Origin of the sequence: Pseudomonas putida W15Oct28, assembly GCF_000708715.2 — a bacterium.
GTDB classification, from domain to species: domain Bacteria; phylum Pseudomonadota; class Gammaproteobacteria; order Pseudomonadales; family Pseudomonadaceae; genus Aquipseudomonas; species Aquipseudomonas putida_R.
Genome location: NZ_JENB01000024.1, coordinates 73,129 through 93,221, shown reverse-complemented (window position 1 = coordinate 93,221; position 20,093 = coordinate 73,129). Strand labels below are relative to the sequence as shown.

Genomic DNA, 20,093 nt, shown 5'->3' with positions numbered 1-20,093 from the left:
TTCAGGGAGGGTGGGGCGGGGGTTGGACATTTCGGCGCTCGTCGCTGTCGGGCAGGGCGCCATGGTAGCAGAACTGGGGTTTTCGGTAGCCTGTGCCGGCCCCTTCGCGGGCACGCCCGCTCCCACAGGATGACTACACGCCTGAGCAGTGTGGGTTATCTGTGGGAGCGGGTTCACCCGCGAAGAGGCCGGTACAGGCCACCCATCAGCCTGGGTTGCCGAGCCCTTGCCAGTGCCGCGCGCCGACAAAGATGAAGCGCAGCTGTTGGGTGATCTTTTCTTGCGCCGTCAGTGCCTGTGGATAACCCGATTCGGGGCTGTCGATAAGCTCTGGCAGGGTAGCGAACACGGTCTTCACCACCAGGTCGGCCATCACCGCCAGCGCGGCGTTGTCCAGGTGCTGCCAGCGCTTCATGCGCGCCAGGTCGGTGGCCAGGTCGTCGCTGATGTCCTGGCGCAGGCGGGCAATGGCCTGGCGTACGGCTTGCGAGCCACCGTATTGCTCGCGGGCCAGAAACAGGAACTGCGCGCGGTGTGCAGCCACCACGTCGAGGAAGATGCGCACCGAAGCATCTGTGATGCCACCCAGTTCGAATTCGTTCTGGCGCACCAGGCGGATGGTCTGGCGGAAGGTGGTGTCGATTTCGGCCACCAGGGCCAGGCCCAGGGCGTCCATGTCGGGAAAATGCCGGTAGAAGCCGGTGGGCACGATGCCGGCCGTCTTCGCCACTTCACGCAGGCTGATACTGCCGAAACCACGGCCACTCTCCATGAGTAGGCAGGCGGCATCAAGCAGGGCCTGGCGGGTCTGTAGTTTCTGTTCGGCGCGCGGCAGCATGGTGCGGGCTTCTTTGACGGTAAGGCTGGGCACTCTAGATAAAAAAACAAAGCCCGGTCAATGGACCGGGCCTGGAGGGGAGCAAGCGGTGTGACAGCGGTTGTTCTTTTCGGCCATGGTGATCAGCTCACACGGCTGAGTTCAACCAGGCGATCCGAGCCACCTTCAGCAACGCGGCCAGAGCGTTCGATCAGGCGATCGGAGCCACCTTCGGCAACGCGAGCACTGCGTTCGATGAGGCGATCAGAGCCACCTTCGGCAACGCGGCCACTGCGTTCGATCAGGCGATCCGAGCCACCTTCGGCAACGCGGCCACTGCGTTCGATCAGGCGATCCGAGCCACCTTCAGCTACACGGCCAGAGCGTTCGATGAGGCGGTCAGAGCCCCCTTCGGCAACGGTTTTCAGCGGCTGGGCGATTTCGGCAGCGCTGGAGCGGGATTCGGCGGTCAGGTGCTGTTCGTCGGCTGGCAGGGCAAAAGCGTTGGCAGCCAGGATGGACAGGGTCAGGGTCAGCAGATGGCGTTTCATGATTTCGGTGCTCCTCTCGGGGGCTGGAAAGTGGGTACGGAGCCAATGCTACGCTCGGTAACGCCAGAGAGAAGTTCATACGGGTAATGGTAACAATCGACCGCATTGATAGAGGTTTGCAACCGCTCTGGGAAGCGCATTACAGGTCGGCTGATGACGATCTGGTTGGGCTGTTGCCGGGTAGCAGGCATCGCTTGGCGCGACGTATTGCTGAGCAAAAGGCCAGGAAAACTTCGCTATCATGGCGCTCTCGATAAAACCCCACGGGTTTTCCACAGTCCGAGATATTGACTGCCATCGCTGCGCCAGTTTTGTGCCATGCCGCAAGGAGAATCACGCAATGACGCGTCCCGCCAGAATCCTCGTCTGGGCCCTCGCCACCCTGCTCACCCTGCTGGCGATTCTGGTGGTGGTGATCGCCACCTTTGACTGGAACCGCGTAAAGCCCCTGCTCAACGAAAAGGTTTCCGAGGCCCTGCACCGGCCCTTCGCAATCAACGGCAACCTGGCCCTGCACTGGCGCACCGAGCCTGAAGAGAGTGGCTGGCGTGCCTGGGTGCCGTGGCCGCATTTCATTGCCGAGGACCTGACCCTGGGCAACCCGGAGTGGCTCAAGGAACCGAAAATGGTCGGCCTGGAGCGCGTGGAGTTCCGCCTGGCGCCGTTGCCGCTGCTGTTCCAGCAGATCAGTATCCCGCGCATCGACCTGACCAGGCCCACTGCCAGCCTCACCCGCCTGGCCGATGGCCGTGCCAACTGGACGTTCGACTTCGGCCCCAAGGATGAAAACGCTGAGCCTTCCAAATGGCAGCTGGATATCGGCGCTATCGGTTTCGACCAGGGTAATGTCAGCTTCGACGACCAGACCCTGAAAACCAGCATGAAGGTGCAGATCGACCCACTGGGCAAGCCGATCCCGTTCAGCGATATCGTCGGCAAGGCCAGCGCCGAGAAGGCCGGCGGTGCACAGGACTACGCCTTCGGGCTCAAGGCCCAGGGCCGTTACAAAGGCCAGCCGGTGTCCGGCACCGGCAAGATTGGTGGCCTGCTGGCCCTGCAGGACGCCAGCCAGCCGTTCCCGTTGCAAGCTGACGTGCGCATCGCCGACACCCATGTGGTGCTCGCCGGCACCCTCACCGACCCGCGCAACCTCGGCGCGCTCGACCTGCGCCTGCGCCTGTCCGGTGCCAGCCTGGGCAACCTCTACCCATTGACCGGGGTAACCCTGCCAGACACCCCGGCCTACTCGACCGACGGTCGACTCAGCGCCAACCTGCATGCCGCGCAAGGCGCGACGTTCAACTACCAGAATTTCAACGGCAAGATCGGCGACAGTGATATCCACGGCGACCTGGCCTTCGTCGCCAGCCAGCCACGGCCCAAGCTGTCTGGCAAACTGGTGTCCAACCAGTTGCTGTTCAAGGACCTGGCGCCACTGATCGGCGCCGATTCCAACGCCGAGCAGAAGGCCCGTGGGGGTGCCAGCAAGCAGCCGACGGGCAAGGTGCTGCCGGTAGAAGAATTCCGCACCGAGCGCTGGCGCGCGATGGATGCCGACGTCACCTTTGCCGGCAAGCGCATCGTGCACAGCACGCAACTGCCGTTCAATGACCTTTCGGCCCACGTGATTCTTGAAGACGGCCTGCTGCGCCTGGAGCCCCTGCGTTTTGGCGTGGCCGGTGGCAACCTGGCCTCCAAAATCCGCCTGGACGGTCGCAGCGTGCCCTTGCAGGGCCGCGCCCAGCTGACTGCCCGAGGCTTCAAGCTCAAGCAGCTGTTCCCCACTTTCGCGCCGATGCAGACCAGCTTTGGTGAGCTGAACGGCGATGCCGACATCAGCGGCCGGGGCAATTCGGTGGCGGCCTTGCTGGGGACGGCCAATGGTGACCTGCGCATGCTGATCAACGATGGCGCGATCAGCCGCAGCCTGATGGAGATCGCCGGCTTGAACGTGGGCAACTACGTGGTCGGCAAGCTGTTCGGTGATGAGGATGTGAAGATCAATTGCGCGGCGGCTGATGTGGGTATCAAGGACGGGGTGGCGACGACTCGCCTGTTCATCTTTGATACCGAGAACGCGATCATCTACATCAACGGCACGGCCAATTTTGCCTCCGAGCAGTTGGACCTGAAGGTGACCCCGGAATCGAAAGGCCTGCGGCTGTTCTCGCTGCGTTCGCCGCTGTATGTGCGTGGGCCGTTTGCCAAGCCCAATGCCGGCGTGCAGGCGCTGCCGCTGGCGCTGCGTGGCGCGGGCATGGTGGCGCTGGGTGTGGTGGCCGGGCCGGCGGCGGGGTTGCTGGCGCTGATTGCGCCTAGCAGTGGCGATGATCCCAACCAGTGCACGCCGCTGTTGCAGCAGATGAAGGCCGGGAAGGCGCCGGCTGCGGTGAAAGGGCGGAAATAGCAGGGGGCCGCTGTGCGGCCCATCGCGACACAAGGCCGCTCCTACAGGGGTACGCGATCCCTGTAGGAGCGGCCTTGTGTCGCGATGGGCTGCAAAGCAGCCCCTGCGATTACAGCCCTTGCAACAGGTCGGACATGTCGTCCGCGTGCTCTTCTTCCTGCGCCAGGATGTCTTCAAAGATGCGCCGCGTAGTCGGATCTTTATCGCCGATGTACTGAATGATCTCGCGGTAGCTATCAATGGCGATCCGCTCTGCCACCAAATCCTCCAGCACCATCTCTTTCAACGAATTCCCCGCCACATACTGGGCATGGGAATTCTTGGTCAGGTTGTCGGGGTTGAAATCCGGCTCGCCGCCCAGCTGCACGATACGCTCGGCCAGCTTGTCGGCATGTTCGGCTTCCTGCTTGGCATGCTCCAGGAATTCCTCGGCAGCCACACTGGCCTTGATGCCGCTGGCCATGAAGTAGTGGCGCTTGTAGCGCAGCACGCAGACCAGCTCGGTGGCCAGCGACTCGTTCATCAGGCGCAGGATTTCCTCGCGATCGGCGTGATAACCCTCGGTCACCGCGCCTTGCTCGACATGTTGGCGGGCACGCTCGCGCAGGGTTTTCACATCGGTCAGTTCAACGTTGCTCATGGTTATCTCCACACAGATCAGTACGGTAGGTGAGGGTGGGACGCAGGCTTAGGCGCCATGGACGGCATCGCTGTCCTCCTGGCGCTCTTTGCAGGTTTTGAAGCCCTTGGCATCGACGTGCCCGGTGGCGTCGAAGCGCACGTAGTAGGGCTGTTGCTTGCCGTCGCGGTTGAGGATGTAGTCGTTGCAGGTACCCCCGTGCGGCAGATCGATCACGTTCGACGGGCTACCCCCGATGGCGATGACCTTCTGCATGGTCATGCCGTGCTCCACCTGCTTGACCAGCGGTTCGTCGCGGTAGGTGACGTAGTCCACCGGGTTTTCCGGGCGGCTGCCGCAGGCGGCCAGGGTGGCGCTTGCCAGAAGGATTGCCAGGGTCTGCTTGTACATGGTCCCGCTCCTTGCAAAGGGTCTGTGTGGTTTGGAACCACAGCGCGCGCCGGGAGTTCGATTGCGATGGTCATGATTGGCGCTGTAGTGTTGGCCGGTCGTCCACGGAAAGGGGCTGGGGCAATGCAGCAGGAATTGGCCACGCGATACCCGTTGGTGCTGGTGCCGGGCATGCTCGGGTTTGTCCGGGTAGTGCTCTACCCCTACTGGTTCGGCATCGTGCCGGCCCTGCGCAAGGGCGGTGCGCAGGTGTTTCCGGTGCAGGTTTCGCCGCTGCATTCCAGCGAGGTGCGCGGTGAGCAGTTGCTGGCGATCATCGAAGACATCTGCCAGCGCACCGGCGCCGACAAGGTCAACCTCATCGGCCACAGCCAGGGCGCCCTGAGCGCACGTTACGCAGCGGCCAAGCGGCCGCAGCGCGTGGCTTCGGTCACCTCGGTGGCCGGCCCCAACCACGGCTCGGAACTGGCCGACCACCTGGAGCGCACGGCACCGGGCGAGTCACCCCAGGGGCGTATCCTGAAGGCCGTGCTGCATGGCTTTGCCGTGTTGCTGGTGTGGCTGGAAACCGGCTGGCGCCGCGACCCGCTGCCGGTCGATGTGCATGCATCGCACCAGTCGCTGACCAGCGCCGGGGTAGCCCTGTTCAACCAGGCTTATCCACAGGGCCTGCCGAACACTTGGGGCGGGGAGGGGGCTTATGAGGTCAATGGCGTGCGCTACTACTCGTGGTCCGGCACCTTGCAGCCCGGCCTGACCGACCAGGGGCGCAACCGCTTTGACGGCAGCAACCGCTTCTGCCGCCTGTTTGCGCGCAGCTTCGTCAAGGAAAAGGGCCAGTGCGACGGCATGGTCGGGCGTTTCAGTTCGCACCTGGGGCAGGTGATCGGCGATGACTATCCACTCGATCACCTGGATATCGTCAACCAGTCGCTTGGCGCCGTGGGCAAGGGTGCCGAGCCGGTGCGGCTGTTCACCGAACATGCAGCCCGGCTCAAGGCTGCTGGGCTCTAGCGGCGGATCGGCGTGGTCCAGCGCTCGGCCAGCACCACACCGACCAGGGTCAGCACGCCGCCGACCAGATGATAGCGGGCCAGTTGCTCGTCGAGCACCACGGCGGCGATCAGTGCGGTGATCAATGGCAGCAGGTTGAAGAACAGCGTGGTGCGGCTTGGCCCCAGGCGATGCACGGCCTGCATCCACAGCAGCGGCGCGATCATCGAGGCCAGCACGCAGGCGTACAGCACCAGGCCGATGTTACGGCTGTTCAGGCCCGTCTTGTCCGACAGCAGAAACAGCGGCAGCAGCACCACGATGGCCACCAGCACCTGCAAGTACAGCAACTGCAGCGGTGGCAGGCGCAGCTGCCATTTCTTCAGCAGGAAGCTGTACAGCGCGTAGGCCAGGGTGGCCACCAGCATCAACAGGTCGCCGCTGTTCAGGCCGTGTTCCAGCAGGCTGGCGGGGTGGCCGGCACTGACTACTTCCAGCACGCCGAAGAACGACACCACCGCGCCCAGCAGGGCACCGTAGCTCAGGCGCTGGCCCAGCCAGGCGATGGACAGTGCCAGCGACATCAGCGGCATCAGCGAAAGGATGATGCCCATGTTGGTGGCGCTGGTGATGCCGGCGGCGAAGTAGGCCAGGCTCTGGTACATCGCCATGCCCAACACGCCGAGCACGAACACCTTGCCCAGGTGTGGGCGGATGGCTGCACGGTTGCGCCACACGGCGGGCAGCAGGAACGGGGTAAACAGCAAGCCGGCCAGCAGCCAGCGGTAGAAGCCGATTTCGGCAGGGTGGATGGCACCGGCGGACATCTTGGTGACCACGGTGTTGCCGGCCCAGATGAGGATGGCGGTGAGGGGGAACAGGTAATTCATGTAGCGGGTTACTCATTGGGGCGTGGATTGGGGCTGCTTTGCAGCCCTTCGCGGGCTTGCCCGCTCCCACAGGGATATCACAGGCCTGGAGGCTGGCGCAGATCCTGTGGGAGCGGGCAAGCCCGCGAAGGCCTGCAAGGCAGGCCCTCGATAGGCCTGTATTATCGAATGTCTGTCCATAAGCCTATACTTCTATCCAGACAACCCACCCCGCAAAGCAGACAGCATGCCGCGCAAATACCTCGATATCCCCCACTTCACCCAGCTCCCGGCCCCGGTGTACTTTCGCCACGACGAGTTCGTTGCAGATACCCACAGCGCCGTGCACTGCCATGCCTGGGGCCAGCTCAACTACTCCGCTCACGGTGTGATGCACCTGGACGTGGCCGGCCAGCGTTTCCTGTCGCCGCCGCAATACGCCGTTTGGGTACCGCCCGATACTGCGCATGGCTGCTACAACCCGCAGGCCATCGTCTACCGCTCCATCTATCTCGACCGCAGCCTGTGCGCAGCCCTGCCACAGCAACCGTGCAGCCTGATGATCAGCGATATCCTCAAGGCCATCCTCGGCGACTTCGCCCGGCGCGACCTCAAGGTGGCCGAGGACGAGCGCGACCAGCGCCTGGTGCAGGTACTGCTCGACCAGCTGCTGCTGGCGCCCACCCAGGCCTGCTACCTGCCGTTTGCCCACAGCGATGGCCTGCGCCAGGTACTCGACGCCCTCAGTGCCGAGCCTGGTGATAACCGCCCGCTGGCCGACTGGGCCGCCCGCGTGCATGTCAGCGAACGCACCCTGGCCCGCCAGTTTCTGCGCGAACTGGGCATCAGCTTTGGCGAATGGCGCCTGCGCCTGCGTTTTCTGCGGGCCATCGAAGCGCTGGAGGCGGGCCTGCCGATTCAGGCGATTGCTTTCGACCTTGGCTACAGCAGCGCGTCGGCGTTCATCGCCATGTTCCAGCGCCAGGCCCAGTGCACGCCCGAGCAGTACCGTCGGCAGGCACGGGCGGGGCGCTGAAATTCTTGGCTACACTCAGCTCGACCCCCGTGCGTCGGGCACGGAGCCAAGGAGACCACTCCATGAAAGTGCTGCAAATTCCATTGCTGGTGCTGGCGGTGTTGTTCAGCGCCCAAGGCTTCGCGGCCAATACCGCGCAGCAGGAAAAAATGAAAACCTGCAACGCCGACGCCACTGCCAAAACCCTCAAGGGCGATGAGCGCAAAGCCTTCATGAGCACCTGCCTGAAGAAAGACGTGCCGCAAACCCAGCAAGAGAAGATGAAAACCTGCAACGCCGACGCCACCACCAAGACCCTCAAGGGGGATGAGCGCAAGGCCTTCATGAGCGACTGCCTGAAGAAGAAATGACCCGCGCCTATGCCTGCAGGCATAAGGCTGGCAGACTGCGGGCATTCCCGCTGTCTGCCGTCGAGGCTGTATGACCTTTACCCCCCGTCAGATCACCCTGGCCAGCCTGATCATCGTCATGGGCGGGCTGCTGCTGGCTTTGCCCCTGAAGTTGCTGCCCAGCCTGCTGGCCGGCCTGCTGGTGTTCGAACTGGTCAACATGCTGACCCCGCGCCTGCAACCGCTGCTGGCTGGCCAACGCGCGCGCTGGCTTGCCGTGGCGCTGCTCGGCACGCTGGTGGTCACCACCCTGACGCTGCTGATTGCCGGTGCCTTCAGCTTCTTGCTGCACGAGGCAGAAAACCCCGGCGCCTCGCTGGACAAGTTCATGGCCCTGGTCGAGCGTGCACGCGGCCAGCTGCCGCCGTTCATCGAGGGCTACCTGCCCGCCAGTGCCGCTGAGTTCAAGGTGGCCATCGGTGACTGGATCAAGAGCCACCTGAGCGACTTGCAACTGGTGGGCAAGGGCATGGCGCACATGTTCGTGACGCTGCTGATCGGCATGATCCTCGGCGCGATCATCGCCTTGCAGCGTATACCCGACCTATCCCGGCGCAAGCCCCTGGCGGCGGCGCTGTTCGAGCGCCTGAACCTGCTGGTGAAGGCGTTTCGCAACATCGTGTTCGCGCAGATCAAGATCTCGCTGCTCAACACGGCCTTTACCGGCATCTTCCTGGCGGTGGTGATGCCGCTGTTCGGCGTGCACCTGCCGCTGACCAAGACGCTGATCGTGCTGACCTTCCTGCTGGGCTTGCTGCCGGTGATCGGGAACCTGATGTCCAACACCCTGATCACCATCGTCGGCTTGTCGCTGTCGATCTGGGTGGCGGCGGCGGCACTGGGTTACCTGATCGTCATCCACAAGGTCGAGTACTTCCTCAACGCGCGGATTGTTGGCGGGCAAATCAGTGCCAAGGCATGGGAACTGCTGCTGGCGATGCTGGTGTTCGAGGCGGCGTTCGGGCTGCCAGGGGTGGTGGCGGGGCCGATCTACTATGCCTACCTGAAGAGTGAGCTGAAGCGCGAAGAGGCCGGTACAGGTCATAGCAATGGCTCAGGCTGCGCCGTACCGCTTGCGCGCCTCGATGGCCAGGCCGCTACCAATGCTGCCAAAGATGTTGCCTTCCACATGCCGCGCATTTGGCAGCATCGCCGACACGCTGTTGCGCAGCGCCGGAATGCCGCTGGAACCGCCAGTGAAGAACACCGTGTCCACCTGGCTTTCGCTCACGCCAGCCTTGGCCAGCAGCTCGGTCACGCTACCGCGCACGCGCTCCAGCAAGCCTTCGATCGCGTCTTCGAACAGCGCACGGGTCAGCGCTGCGGTCAGTTCGGGCTCGACACGGCGCAGGTCGATGTCGCGGCTATCATGCTCGGTCAGCTCGATCTTGCTGGCCTCCACTTCCATCGCCAGCCAGTGCCCGGCGCGCTGCTCGATCAGCTTGAACAGGCGGTCGATGCCGAAACTGTCCTCGATGTCATAGCGCATGCTGCCCAGCGCCAGCTGTGACTTTTGCGAATACACGGCGTTGATGGTGTGCCAGGTGGCCAGGTTGAGGTGGTAGCTGGTGGGCATCAATGCGCCGCTTTTCATGCGGCTGCCGTAGCCGAACAGCGGCATCACGCCCTGCAGGCTCAGCTGCTTGTCGAAGTCGGTACCGCCGATGTGCACACCGCCGGTGGCGAGAATATCGCTCTGGCGTTCGGCGATCAGGTGGCGCTCGGGCGACAGGCGGATCAACGTGAAGTCCGAAGTACCACCGCCGATGTCCACAATCAGCACCAGTTCTTCACGGCTGATGCCCGACTCGTAGTCGAAGGCCGCGGCAATCGGCTCGTACTGGAACGACACATCCTTGAAGCCGATCTTGCGCGCCACGTCGGCCAGGGTGTCCTCGGCCTCTTGGTCGGCGGCCGGGTCTTCGTCGACGAAGAACACCGGGCGGCCCAGTACTACCTGGTCGAATTCACGGCCAGCGGCGGCCTCGGCGCGCTTTTTCAGCTCGCCGATGAACATGCCCAGCAGGTCCTTGAACGGCAGGGCACTGCCCAGCACGCTGGTGTCATGCTTGATCAGCTTGGAGCCCAGCAGGCTCTTTAGCGAGCGCATCAGGCGGCCTTCGTAGCCTTCCAGGTATTCGTGCAGTGCCAGGCGGCCATACACCGGGCGCCGCTCTTCGATATTGAAGAACACCACCGAGGGCAAGGTGATCTTGCCGTCTTCCAGGGCAATCAGCGACTCCACGCCAGGCCGGTGCCAGCCGACCGTGGAGTTGGAGGTGCCAAAGTCGATGCCCAGGGCGCGGGCCGGGGATACGTCAGACATGGGAAATCAGCTTCCGGAGCGAAAACGGCCGCGCAGTTTATGCCACTTGGCTACAGAATCAAGACCAGTCGTCTGCCATGGCGCAAACCCAAGGCGGTCTTGAAAGGCTATGCTTGACCCCTATCTTCTGTTGCAACACGCACATTCACATTGGTGATCCACAGATGGACTTCAAAGACTATTACAAGATACTCGGCGTAGAGCCCACGGCGGACGACAAGGCGATCAAGGCCGCGTACCGCAAGCTTGCGCGCAAGTATCACCCCGATGTCAGCAAGGAGCGCGACGCCGAGGACAAGTTCAAGGAGGCCAACGAGGCCTACGAAGTGCTGGGCGACGCGCAGAAACGTGCCGAGTTCGACGAAATTCGCAAGTACGGCGGCCAGCATGGCCGGCCGTTCCAGGCACCACCGGGCTGGGAGAGCCGTGGCGGTGGCGGCTTCGAGGGCGGCGACTTCTCCGACTTCTTCAGCTCGGTCTTCGGTGGGCGGGGTGGCAACCCCTTCGGTGGCGCCCGGCAGCAGCAACGCAGTGCCGGCAGGCGAGGGCAGGATGTGGAGCTTGAACTGGCGGTGTTCCTTGAAGAGACCCTGAGCAAGGAGTCCAAGCAGATCAGCTTCCAGGTACCGCAAACCAATGCCTTGGGCCAACGCACCGGCTTCACCACCAAGACCCTGAACGTGAAGATCCCGGCCGGTGTGACCGACGGCGAGCGTATTCGCCTCAAGGGCCAGGGCGCGCCGGGCAGCGGTGGCGGGGCCAATGGCGACCTGTTCCTGACCATCCGCATGGCACCGCACCCGCTGTTCGATGTCGAAGGCCATGACCTGATCATCACCGTGCCGCTGGCACCGTGGGAGGCGGCCCTGGGCACCAAGGTTGCGGTACCGACCCTGGAAGGCAAGATCAACCTGACCATCCGCCCCGACAGCCAGAGCGGCCAGCGCCTGCGCGTACCGGGCAAGGGCCTGGCCAACAAGAGCGGCGAGCGCGGCAACCTTTACGCGCAGCTGAAAGTGGTCATGCCGCCGACTTCCGACGAGGCTGCCCGCGAACTGTGGACCAAGCTTTCCGAGAAAGCGGCGTTCAACCCGAGGACACAATGGAGTAAGTGATCATGAGCAGCACCCTGATCGTTCAACTGGACATGCGTACCTTGTGTCAGGAAGCCGATGTCACGGCGGACTGCGTGATCGAAATCGTCGAACACGGCATTGTCGAACCCTCCGGGCGAACGCCTGAGGACTGGTTGTTCGACGATCAGGCGCCGTTGGTGGCCAAGCGCGCGGCGAAGCTGCACCAGGAGCTGGAACTGGAGTGGGAAGGGGTGGCGCTGGCGCTGGAGCTGTTGCAGGAAGTGCAGCAGTTGCGCAGCGAGAACAACATGCTGCGCCAGCGGCTGGGCAGGTTTACCCAGATGTAAGGTTTGCAGGCCCGGCCTCTTCGCGGGTAAACCCGCTCCCACAGGGAACCCACATTGCCCAAGACATGTGAGGTCCCTGTGGGAGCGGGTTTACCCGCGAAGAGGCCAGCACAGCCGACATCAATTTCAGGTCGGTTCCGCTCCGGGGTTCAACACCAGCTGCATGAAGGTCAGGTCCAGCCAGCGGCCAAACTTCACCCCCACCTGCGGCATCTGCCCGGTCACCACGAAGCCCAGCCGCTCATGCAGGCGCACCGACGCTGCATTGCCACTCTCGATGGCCGCTACCATCACATGCTTGCCACACCTGCGCGCACGCTCCACCAGCGCCGCCATCAACACCGGCCCCAGCCCTTTGCCACGCTGGTCGCTACGGACATACACCGAGTGCTCCACGGTGTTGCGAAACCCTTCGAACGGCCGCCAGTCGCCAAACGAGGCATACCCCAGTACACCCGTCTCATCCACCGCCACCAGAATCGGATACCCCTGCTGTGCTCGGGCTTCAAACCAGGCTTGACGGTTGCCGAGGCCCACCGGGGTTTCGTTCCAGATCGCCGTGGTGTTGCGCACTGCGTCGTTGTAGATGTCGAGGATGCCCGGCACGTCGGTGGGCAGGGCGTCGCGGATTTCGTAACTCATGACAGCGTCTCGCAGGGTGGTTGCTCGCAGATTAAATGGTTACCAGCCCGCGCACACCTTCGGCTTGCATGTTTTCGCCACGGCCGTGCTGCACGATCTCGCCACGGGCCATGACCAGGTACTGGTCGGCCAGTTCTTCGGCAAAGTCGTAGAACTGCTCCACCAGCAGAATCGCCATGTCGCCACGCTGTGCCAGGCGGCGGATGACGGCACCGATTTCCTTGATCACCGAGGGCTGGATGCCTTCGGTAGGCTCGTCCAGAATCAGCAGCCGCGGGCGGCTGGCCAGGGCGCGGCCGATGGCCAGCTGTTGCTGCTGGCCGCCCGACAGGTCGCCGCCACGGCGCTGCTTCATCTGCTCCAGCACCGGGAACAGTTCGTAGATGAAGGCCGGGACTTCGCGGGCTTCACGGGCCGGGAAGCGTGACAGGCCCATCAGCAGGTTTTCCTCGACGGTAAGGCGCGGGAAGATTTCGCGGCCCTGGGGTACATAGGCGATACCGGCCTGGACCCGTTGCTGCGGTTTGAGGCTGGTGATGGGTTTGCCTTCCCATTCGATGCTGCCGTCACGGGCCGGTACCAGGCCCATCAGGCAGCGCAGCAGGGTGGTCTTGCCCACACCGTTGCGGCCCAGCAGGCAGGTGACTTCGCCGACCTTGGCTTCGAAGGACAGGCCGCGCAGGATGTGGCTGCCGCCGTAGTACTGGTGCAGGGTGTCGATCTTGAGCATGTGAGTGTTCCTGAAAGAGTTGCTGTGCCTGTGCTGGCCCTTTCGCGGGCTTGCCCGCTCCCACAGGTAAAGCGCAAGCCTCAGGCCTGTGGAGGCCTTGTGGGAGCGGGCAAGCCCGCGAAGAGGCCGGCACAGGTATCCATGTCTAGCGGCCCAGGTACACCTCGACCACCCGCTCATCCGCCTGCACCTGCTCCAGCGACCCTTCGGCCAGCACACTGCCCTGGTGCAGCACGGTCACATGGTCGGCAATGCTGCCGACAAAGCCCATGTCATGCTCCACCACCATCAGCGAATGCTTGCCCGCCAGGCCCTTGAACAGCTCGGCGGTAAACTCGGTCTCGGCATCGGTCATGCCGGCCACTGGTTCATCCAGCAACAGCAATTGCGGCTCCTGCACCAGCAGCATGCCGATCTCCAGAAACTGCTTCTGCCCGTGCGACAGCAAGCCGGCCTGGCGCTGGGCCAGGGGCAGCAGGCGCAAGGTGGTCAGCACCTCTTCGATGCGCTGGCGCTGCTCACCGCCCAGGCGCGCGGCCAGGCTGGCCCACACCGACTTGTCGGTCTTCAGTGCCAGCTCCAGGTTTTCGAACACCGTCAGCGCCTCGAACACCGTGGGCTTCTGGAACTTGCGGCCAATGCCGGCCTGGGCGATCTGGTATTCGCTCATGCGGGTCAGGTCGAGGGTGTCGCCAAAGTAGGCGCTGCCGGTGTCGGGGCGGGTCTTGCCGGTGATCACGTCCATCATCGTGGTCTTGCCGGCGCCGTTGGGGCCGATGATGCAGCGCAGCTCGCCCACGCCGATGTACAGGTTCAGCGCGTTGAGCGCCTTGAAACCATCGAAGCTGACGCTGATGTCTTCCAGGCTCAGCACCGTGCCGTGGCGGGTGTCGAGGCCGGCCTTGCGGCTTTGGCCCAGGCCGATGGCGTCGCGGCCGGCGCCGAGGTTGTCGAACACAGGTTCCAGCATGAATTCCGGGTGGACCGGGGGCACGCCTCTCATGGCTGGCTCCTTTTCTTCAACAGGCCGACCACGCCCTTGGGCAGGTACAGGGTGACGAGGATGAACAGCGCGCCAAGGAAGAACAGCCAGAACTCCGGGAAGGCCACGGTGAACCAGCTCTTCATGCCATTGACCAGGCCGGCGCCGAGCAGCGGGCCGATCAGCGTGCCGCGCCCGCCCAGGGCCACCCACACGGCGGCTTCGATGGAGTTGGTCGGCGACATTTCGCTGGGGTTGATGATGCCCACCTGTGGCACGTACAGCGCGCCGGCCAGGCCACACAGCACGGCGCTGAGCACCCACACCAGCAGCTTGAAGCCGCGTGGGTCGTAGCCGCAGAACATCAGGCGGTTTTCGGCATCACGCACGGCGGTGAGCAGGCGGCCGAACTTGCTGCGGGTCAGGCGCCAGCACAGGTACAGGCTGGCCAGCAGCAGGCCGACGGTGAGCAGGAACAACACCGCGCGGGTGCCCTGGGCGGCAATGTCGAAGCCCAGGATGGTGCGGAAGCTGGTGAAGCCGTTGTTGCCGCCAAAGCCGGTTTCGTTGCGGAAGAACAGCAGCATGCCGGCGAAGGTCAGGGCCTGGGTCATGATCGAGAAGTACACGCCCTTGATCCGCGAACGGAAGGCGAAAAAGCCGAACACCAGCGCCAGCAGCCCGGGCGCCAGCACCACCAGGCACAGGGCCCAGGCGAAATGCTGGGTACCTGCCCAGTACCACGGCAGCTCGGTCCATGACAGGAAGGTCATGAACCCCGGCAGGCCGTCACCGGCCGCCTGGCGCATCAGGTACATGCCCATGGCGTAGCCGCCCAGGGCGAAGAACAGGCCGTGCCCCAGCGACAGCAGGCCGGCATAGCCCCAGACCAGGTCCAGGGCCAGGGCGACGATGGCGTAGCAGAGAATCTTGCCGACCAGGGTCAGGGTGTAGGCCGACACCTGCAGGGCGTGATCCGCCGGCAGCAGTGACAGCAGCGGCAGGGCCAGCAACAGCAGCACGACGAGGGCGCCGATGGCCAGGGTCAGGCGCGGCCCGGCCTTTTGCGTAGCGGTGACAAGCAGTGGCTGGTTCATCAGTCGATTACCCGTCCCTTGAGGGCGAACAGGCCTTGCGGGCGCTTCTGGATGAACAGAATGATCAACGCAAGGATGAGGATCTTGCCGAGCACGGCACCGATCTGCGGCTCCAGCAGCTTGTTGGCGATACCAAGGCCGAACGCGGCCCAGAGGCTGCCGGCCAGTTGCCCGACACCGCCCAGCACCACCACCAGGAACGAGTCGATGATGTAGCTCTGGCCCAGGTCCGGGCCAACGTTGCCGACCTGGCTCAGGGCCACGCCGCCGAGCCCGGCGATGCCGGAGCCCAGGCCGAAGGCGAGCATGTCGACGCGCCCGGTGGACACGCCGCAGCAGGCGGCCATATTGCGGTTCTGGGTGACCGCACGCACGTTCAGGCCCAGCCGCGTGCGGTTGAGCAGCAGCCAGGTGAGCAGCACCACGGCCAGGGCGAAGCCGATGATGACCAGGCGGTTGTACGGCAGCACCAGGTTGGGCAGCAGCTGAATGCCGCCCGACAGCCACGCCGGGTTGCTCACCTCGACGTTCTGCGCGCCGAACAGCAGGCGGATGGCCTGGATCAGCATCAGGCTGATGCCCCAGGTGGCCAGCAGGGTTTCCAGCGGGCGGCCGTACAGGTGGCGGATCACGGTGCGTTCCAGCGCCATGCCGACCCCGGCACTGACAGCGAAGGCCACCGGCAGGGCAATCAGCGGGTAGAACTCGATGGCGCCCGGGGCGTAGCGCTGCACCAGCACCTGGACCATGTAGGTGCTGTAGGCGCCGAGCATCAGCATCTCGCCGTGGGCCATGTTGATCACCCCCAGCAAGCCGAAGGTGATGGCAAGGCCCAGCGCCGCCAGCAGCAGGATCGAGCCCAGCGACAGGCCGCTGAAGGCCTGGCCGAGCAGTTCGCCGACCAGCAGCTTGCGCTTGACCTGGGCCAGGCTGGTTTCGGCAGCGGTGCGCACGCCCGGGTCGGCTTCTGCGTCGGGTTGCAGCAGCGCTTCAAGGCGGGTGCGGGCCACCGGGTCACCGGTTTCGCCCAGCAGGCGCACGGCGGCCAGGCGTACCGCTGGTTCGCTGGCGCCCAGTTGCAGGTTGGCCAGGGCCAGGCCGAGGGCGGTGTGCACGGCGGCATCCGGCTCGCTGGCGAAGCGGCGGTCGAGGAAGGCCATTTGCGCGGGTTGTGCGCTTTTTTGCAGTTGCTGGGCAGCGGCCAGGCGCGTTTCGCTGTTGTCGCTGAGCAACTGGTGGCTGGCCAGGGCATTGTCGATCAGGCCACGCAGGCGGTTGTTCAGGCGCACCTTGCGGGTGTCATCGGCGGCGATGCGGCCCTGGCGCAGGTTGTCCAGTAGCGGCAGGCGTGCGGCATCGGGTTGCGCCGCCCAGCCTTCGAGCAGGCGGGCTTGCTCGGCGGGCTTGGCGGTGAGGAAAAATTCGCCCTCGCTGGCCTGGGTTGCCAGGGGCAGTAGCAGGAGCAGGGTGAGCAGGAGTCTGAGCATGCGGGTAATCCTGGAATACAGTGGTGGATTCTTCGCGGGCTTGCCCGCTCCCACAGGTATTTCACCGGTCCAGAGGGCAGTGGGGACCTGTGGGAGCGGGCAAGCCCGCGAATGGGCCGCATAGCGGCCCCAGTGCACTCAGTTACCTTTCACGGCGTAATCAGGGCGCTTGTCATTGCCCGGAATGAACGGGCTCCAGGGCTGCGCCCGCAGCGGTTGCTCGGTTTCCCACACCACACTGAACTGCCCGTCATCCTGGATCTCGCCGATCATCACCGGCTTGTGCAGGTGGTGGTTGGTCTTGTCCATGGTCAGGGTGAAGCCCGACGGCGCCTTGAAGCTCTGCCCGGCCAGTGCCTCACGCACTTTGTCGACATCGGTGGACTTGGCCTTCTCGGCGGCCTGCGCCCACATGTGGATGCCCACGTAGGTGGCCTCCATCGGGTCGTTGGTCACCGCCTTGTCAGCGCCTGGCAGGCCCTTGGCCTTGGCGTAGGCCTTCCAGTCGGCAACGAACTTCTGGTTCACCGGGTTATCCACCGACTCGAAGTAGTTCCAGGCGGCCAAGTGGCCCACCAGCGGCTTGGTATCGATACCGCGCAGCTCTTCTTCGCCCACCGAGAACGCCACCACCGGTACGTCGGTGGCCTTCAGGCCCTGGTTGGCCAGTTCCTTGTAGAACGGCACGTTGGAGTCGCCGTTGACCGTGGAAATCACCGCCGTCTTGCCGCCGGCAGAGAACTTCTTGATGTTGGCCACGATGGTCTGGTAATCGGCGTGGCCGAACGGCGTGTAGACCTCTTCGATGTCCTTGTCGGCGACGCCCTTGCTGTGCAGGAAGGCGCGCAGGATCTTGTTGGTGGTGCGCGGGTAGACGTAGTCGGTGCCCAGCAGGAAGAAGCGCTTGGCGCTGCCGCCGTCTTCGCTCATCAGGTATTCCACGGCAGGAATGGCCTGCTGGTTGGGGGCTGCGCCGGTGTAGAACACGTTCGGCGACATCTCTTCGCCTTCGTACTGCACCGGGTAGAACAGCAGGCCGTTGAGCTCTTCGAACACGGGCAGCACCGACTTGCGCGACACCGAGGTCCAGCAGCCGAACACCACCGCGACCTTGTCCTGGGTCAGCAGCTGGCGGCTCTTTTCAGCGAACAGCGGCCAGTTGGAGGCGGGGTCGACCACCACCGCTTCGAGCATCTTGCCGTTCACGCCACCTTTGGCGTTGATCTCGTCGATGGTCATCAGCGCCATGTCCTTGAGCGAGGTCTCGGAAATGGCCATGGTCCCCGACAGCGAATGCAGGATGCCAACCTTGATGGTCTCGGCGGCCTGGATACTCCAGCTCAGGCCCATCGCCGCAATCGATGCGCTGAGGGTAAAAGCCTTGATCAGACTGCGACGCTTCATGTGCTCTCTCCGCTGAGTTTTTTATGGTGTTGGGCAAGCGGGGAGGGGCGTTGCAAGGGGTGTGCCTAGTGGCGCAAGGGGCGTAATAGAGGGGTTGTGCGAGGTGTTGGGGCGTTTGCGAGGTCCAGGTTGGTGCCTGGAATATTTGTGTGCACAGGATTGGGGCCGCTGTGCGGCCCATCGCGACACAAGGCCGCTCCCACATTTGACGGCGTACACCGTGCCTTTGTGGGAGCGGCCTTGCGTCGCGATGGGCTGCAGAGCAGCCCCCGAGGCCATCAGCCGTTACGCACAGCCGTGCGTGGATGGCGCCTGCTGCGTACAAACTGATAGGTCACCGCCAGCAATACAAACCAGATCGGCGTGACGACCAGCGCCGAACGCGTATCCGCCTCCAGGCTCAACAACACCAGGATGAAGGCAAAGAACACCAGGCACACGTAGCACATGAAGCGCCCGCCCGGCATCTTGTACTTCGACGCCTGGTGCAGCGCCGCGCGGTTTTTGCGGTACTTCAGGTACGACAGCAGGATCAGCGTCCACACGAACATGAACAGCACCGCCGAAACGGTAGTCACCAAGGTGAACGCCTCGACCACGTTCGGTACCAGGTAGATCAGTACGGCACCGAGCAGCAGGCAGGTGCAGGAGAAGTACAGGCCGTTGGCCGGCACCGAGCGGCTCGACAGTTTCTCGAAGGCCTTGGGTGCGTCACCCTCCTGGCTCAGGCCGAAGAGCATGCGGCTGGTGGAGAACACGCCGCTGTTGGCCGACGAAGCCGCCGAGGTCAGTACCACAAAGTTGATGATACTGGCCGCCGCCGGCAGGCCTGCCAGCACGAACAACTCAACGAACGGGCTCTTGCCCGGTACCACGTCGCGCCAAGGGGTCACGGCCATGATTGCGATCAGTGCCAGCACGTAGAACACGATGATGCGGATCGGGATCGAGTTGATCGCCCGTGGCAGGGTGCGCTCCGGGTTTTTCGCTTCGGCGGCGGTGGTGCCCACCAGCTCGATGCCGACGAAGGCGAACACGGCAATCTGGAAGCCGGCGAAGAAGCCCATCAGCCCATGGGGGAACATGCCGCCGTCATTCCACAGGTTGGCCAGCTGTGCAGTGCGCCCGCTGGGCGAGGTGAAGCCGGTGATGACCATGTACAGGCCGGTAGCGACCAGGCCAAGGATGGCGACGATCTTGACCAGGGCGAACCAGAACTCCATTTCGCCGAACATTTTTACCGTCACCAGGTTCAGCGACAGCAGCAGCCCTACGCAGGTCAGCGCCGGTATCCACTGCGGCAGGTCGGGGAACCAGAACTGCGTGTAGGCGGCAATGGCCACCACGTCGGCGATGCCAGTGACCACCCAGCAGAACCAGTAGGTCCAGCCGGTGAAGTAACCGGCCCAGGGGCCGAGCAGGTCGGCGGAGAAGTCGATGAACGATTTGTAGTTCAGGTTCGACAGCAGCAGCTCGCCCATGGCGCGCATGACGAAGAACAGCATGAAGCCGATGATCATGTAGACGAAGATGATCGATGGGCCCGCCAGGCTGATGGTTTTGCCCGAACCCATGAACAGGCCGGTACCGATCGCGCCGCCGATGGCGATCAGCTGGATGTGGCGGTTGGTCAGGTTGCGTTGCAGGTGCTGCTCTTCTTGTGGTTTTGGTGAAGTTGCGGTCATAAGCTGCATTCCCTTGAAAGTCGCCGGCTAGGCTAACACGGTCGTTCCAGTTCGAGATCGCGACAGATCGACACGATTTTCAGATAGCAGCCTGTGTTTCGTAGGAGTAGTTCGACACCTGTACCGGCCTCTTCGCGGGCTTGCCCGCTCCCACATGTATTGCGCCACGCCTGAGGGCGGCAGAGATCCTGTGGGAGCGGGCAAGCCCGCGAAGAGGCCAGTGCA

General features: G+C 63.9%; 19 protein-coding genes and 1 pseudogene. 7 read left to right on the top strand and 13 right to left on the bottom strand.

Going from position 1 to position 20,093, the window contains the following annotated elements:
* Positions 1-205: 205 nt before the first annotated feature.
* Both AK81_RS17835 and AK81_RS17830 read right to left on the bottom strand, forming a co-directional pair.
* Positions 206-838, bottom strand: coding sequence for a TetR family transcriptional regulator (locus tag AK81_RS17835; protein WP_016501858.1), 633 nt, complete (start codon positions 836-838; stop codon positions 206-208).
* Positions 839-960: 122 nt separating this feature from the next.
* Positions 961-1,368 (bottom strand): hypothetical protein, encoded by a 408-nt coding sequence (locus AK81_RS17830; protein WP_043200867.1) that lies wholly within the window; start codon positions 1,366-1,368, stop codon positions 961-963.
* A 340-nt stretch (positions 1,369-1,708) separates the two neighbouring features.
* Between AK81_RS17830 and AK81_RS17825 the strand changes: the two genes are divergently transcribed.
* Entirely contained in the window at positions 1,709-3,775 is a 2,067-nt protein-coding gene (locus AK81_RS17825; protein WP_043200866.1) for an AsmA family protein, read from the top strand.
* A gap of 109 nt (positions 3,776-3,884) precedes the next feature.
* Here the strand turns inward: AK81_RS17825 and AK81_RS17820 are convergent, their stop codons facing one another.
* Entirely contained in the window at positions 3,885-4,415 is a 531-nt protein-coding gene (locus AK81_RS17820; RefSeq protein ID WP_043200863.1) for a ferritin-like domain-containing protein, read from the bottom strand.
* A 48-nt stretch (positions 4,416-4,463) separates the two neighbouring features.
* The gene (gene osmE / locus AK81_RS17815) at positions 4,464-4,805 is read right to left on the bottom strand and encodes an osmotically-inducible lipoprotein OsmE (RefSeq protein WP_043200861.1); all 342 of its coding nucleotides are present in this window, start codon (positions 4,803-4,805) and stop codon (positions 4,464-4,466) included.
* A 123-nt stretch (positions 4,806-4,928) separates the two neighbouring features.
* On the opposite strand from osmE, the gene AK81_RS17810 reads away from it, so the two are divergent.
* Positions 4,929-5,819 carry an esterase/lipase family protein gene (locus AK81_RS17810; protein WP_043200859.1) on the top strand — a complete coding sequence of 297 codons (891 nt, stop codon included), beginning with the start codon at positions 4,929-4,931 and terminating at the stop codon, positions 5,817-5,819.
* Here AK81_RS17810 and AK81_RS17805 read toward each other — a convergent pair.
* Positions 5,816-6,688: a DMT family transporter gene (locus AK81_RS17805; protein WP_043200857.1), complete on the bottom strand. Its 873-nt coding sequence runs from the start codon at positions 6,686-6,688 to the stop codon at positions 5,816-5,818. The genes AK81_RS17810 and AK81_RS17805 overlap by 4 nt on opposite strands.
* Before the next feature lie 226 nt (positions 6,689-6,914).
* Between AK81_RS17805 and AK81_RS17800 the strand changes: the two genes are divergently transcribed.
* The 3 genes and pseudogenes from AK81_RS17800 to AK81_RS28480 all read left to right on the top strand — a co-directional run.
* A complete protein-coding gene (locus tag AK81_RS17800) occupies positions 6,915-7,703 on the top strand; it encodes an AraC family transcriptional regulator (RefSeq protein WP_043200855.1) in 789 nt (262 codons plus the stop codon).
* Positions 7,704-7,765: 62 nt separating this feature from the next.
* Positions 7,766-8,053: a PsiF family protein gene (locus tag AK81_RS17795; protein ID WP_043200853.1), complete on the top strand. Its 288-nt coding sequence runs from the start codon at positions 7,766-7,768 to the stop codon at positions 8,051-8,053.
* Positions 8,054-8,123: 70 nt separating this feature from the next.
* Positions 8,124-9,116 (top strand): annotated as a pseudogene (locus tag AK81_RS28480) (AI-2E family transporter); the annotation flags it as partial.
* A 30-nt stretch (positions 9,117-9,146) separates the two neighbouring features.
* Here the strand turns inward: AK81_RS28480 and AK81_RS17780 are convergent.
* A complete protein-coding gene (locus AK81_RS17780; protein ID WP_043200847.1) occupies positions 9,147-10,418 on the bottom strand; it encodes an Hsp70 family protein in 1,272 nt (423 codons plus the stop codon).
* A gap of 164 nt (positions 10,419-10,582) precedes the next feature.
* Here AK81_RS17780 and cbpA point away from each other — a divergent pair, with 164 nt between their 5' ends.
* Positions 10,583-11,533: a curved DNA-binding protein gene (gene cbpA, locus AK81_RS17775; protein ID WP_043200846.1), complete on the top strand. Its 951-nt coding sequence runs from the start codon at positions 10,583-10,585 to the stop codon at positions 11,531-11,533.
* Between the two features lie 2 nt (positions 11,534-11,535).
* The gene (locus AK81_RS17770; protein WP_019098566.1) at positions 11,536-11,841 is read left to right on the top strand and encodes a chaperone modulator CbpM; all 306 of its coding nucleotides are present in this window, start codon (positions 11,536-11,538) and stop codon (positions 11,839-11,841) included.
* A 126-nt stretch (positions 11,842-11,967) separates the two neighbouring features.
* Here the strand turns inward: AK81_RS17770 and AK81_RS17765 are convergent, their stop codons facing one another.
* From AK81_RS17765 to cycA, 7 genes are all read right to left on the bottom strand, one after another.
* Entirely contained in the window at positions 11,968-12,483 is a 516-nt protein-coding gene (locus AK81_RS17765; RefSeq protein WP_043200841.1) for a GNAT family N-acetyltransferase, read from the bottom strand.
* Positions 12,484-12,514: 31 nt separating this feature from the next.
* Entirely contained in the window at positions 12,515-13,213 is a 699-nt protein-coding gene (urtE, locus tag AK81_RS17760) for an urea ABC transporter ATP-binding subunit UrtE (RefSeq protein WP_043200837.1), read from the bottom strand.
* A 145-nt stretch (positions 13,214-13,358) separates the two neighbouring features.
* The gene (urtD, locus tag AK81_RS17755) at positions 13,359-14,216 is read right to left on the bottom strand and encodes an urea ABC transporter ATP-binding protein UrtD (protein ID WP_016712226.1); all 858 of its coding nucleotides are present in this window, start codon (positions 14,214-14,216) and stop codon (positions 13,359-13,361) included.
* A complete protein-coding gene (gene urtC / locus AK81_RS17750) occupies positions 14,213-15,292 on the bottom strand; it encodes an urea ABC transporter permease subunit UrtC (RefSeq protein WP_043200835.1) in 1,080 nt (359 codons plus the stop codon). The genes urtD and urtC overlap by 4 nt, the downstream gene beginning before the upstream one ends.
* Positions 15,292-16,779, bottom strand: coding sequence for an urea ABC transporter permease subunit UrtB (gene urtB / locus AK81_RS17745; protein WP_043200832.1), 1,488 nt, complete (start codon positions 16,777-16,779; stop codon positions 15,292-15,294). Before urtB ends, urtC begins: the two co-directional genes overlap by 1 nt.
* Positions 16,780-16,917: 138 nt before the next feature.
* Positions 16,918-18,183: an urea ABC transporter substrate-binding protein gene (gene urtA, locus AK81_RS17740; protein ID WP_043200831.1), complete on the bottom strand. Its 1,266-nt coding sequence runs from the start codon at positions 18,181-18,183 to the stop codon at positions 16,918-16,920.
* 278 nt (positions 18,184-18,461) lie between these two features.
* A complete protein-coding gene (gene cycA / locus AK81_RS17735) occupies positions 18,462-19,868 on the bottom strand; it encodes a D-serine/D-alanine/glycine transporter (RefSeq protein WP_043200829.1) in 1,407 nt (468 codons plus the stop codon).
* Positions 19,869-20,093: the final 225 nt, after the last annotated feature.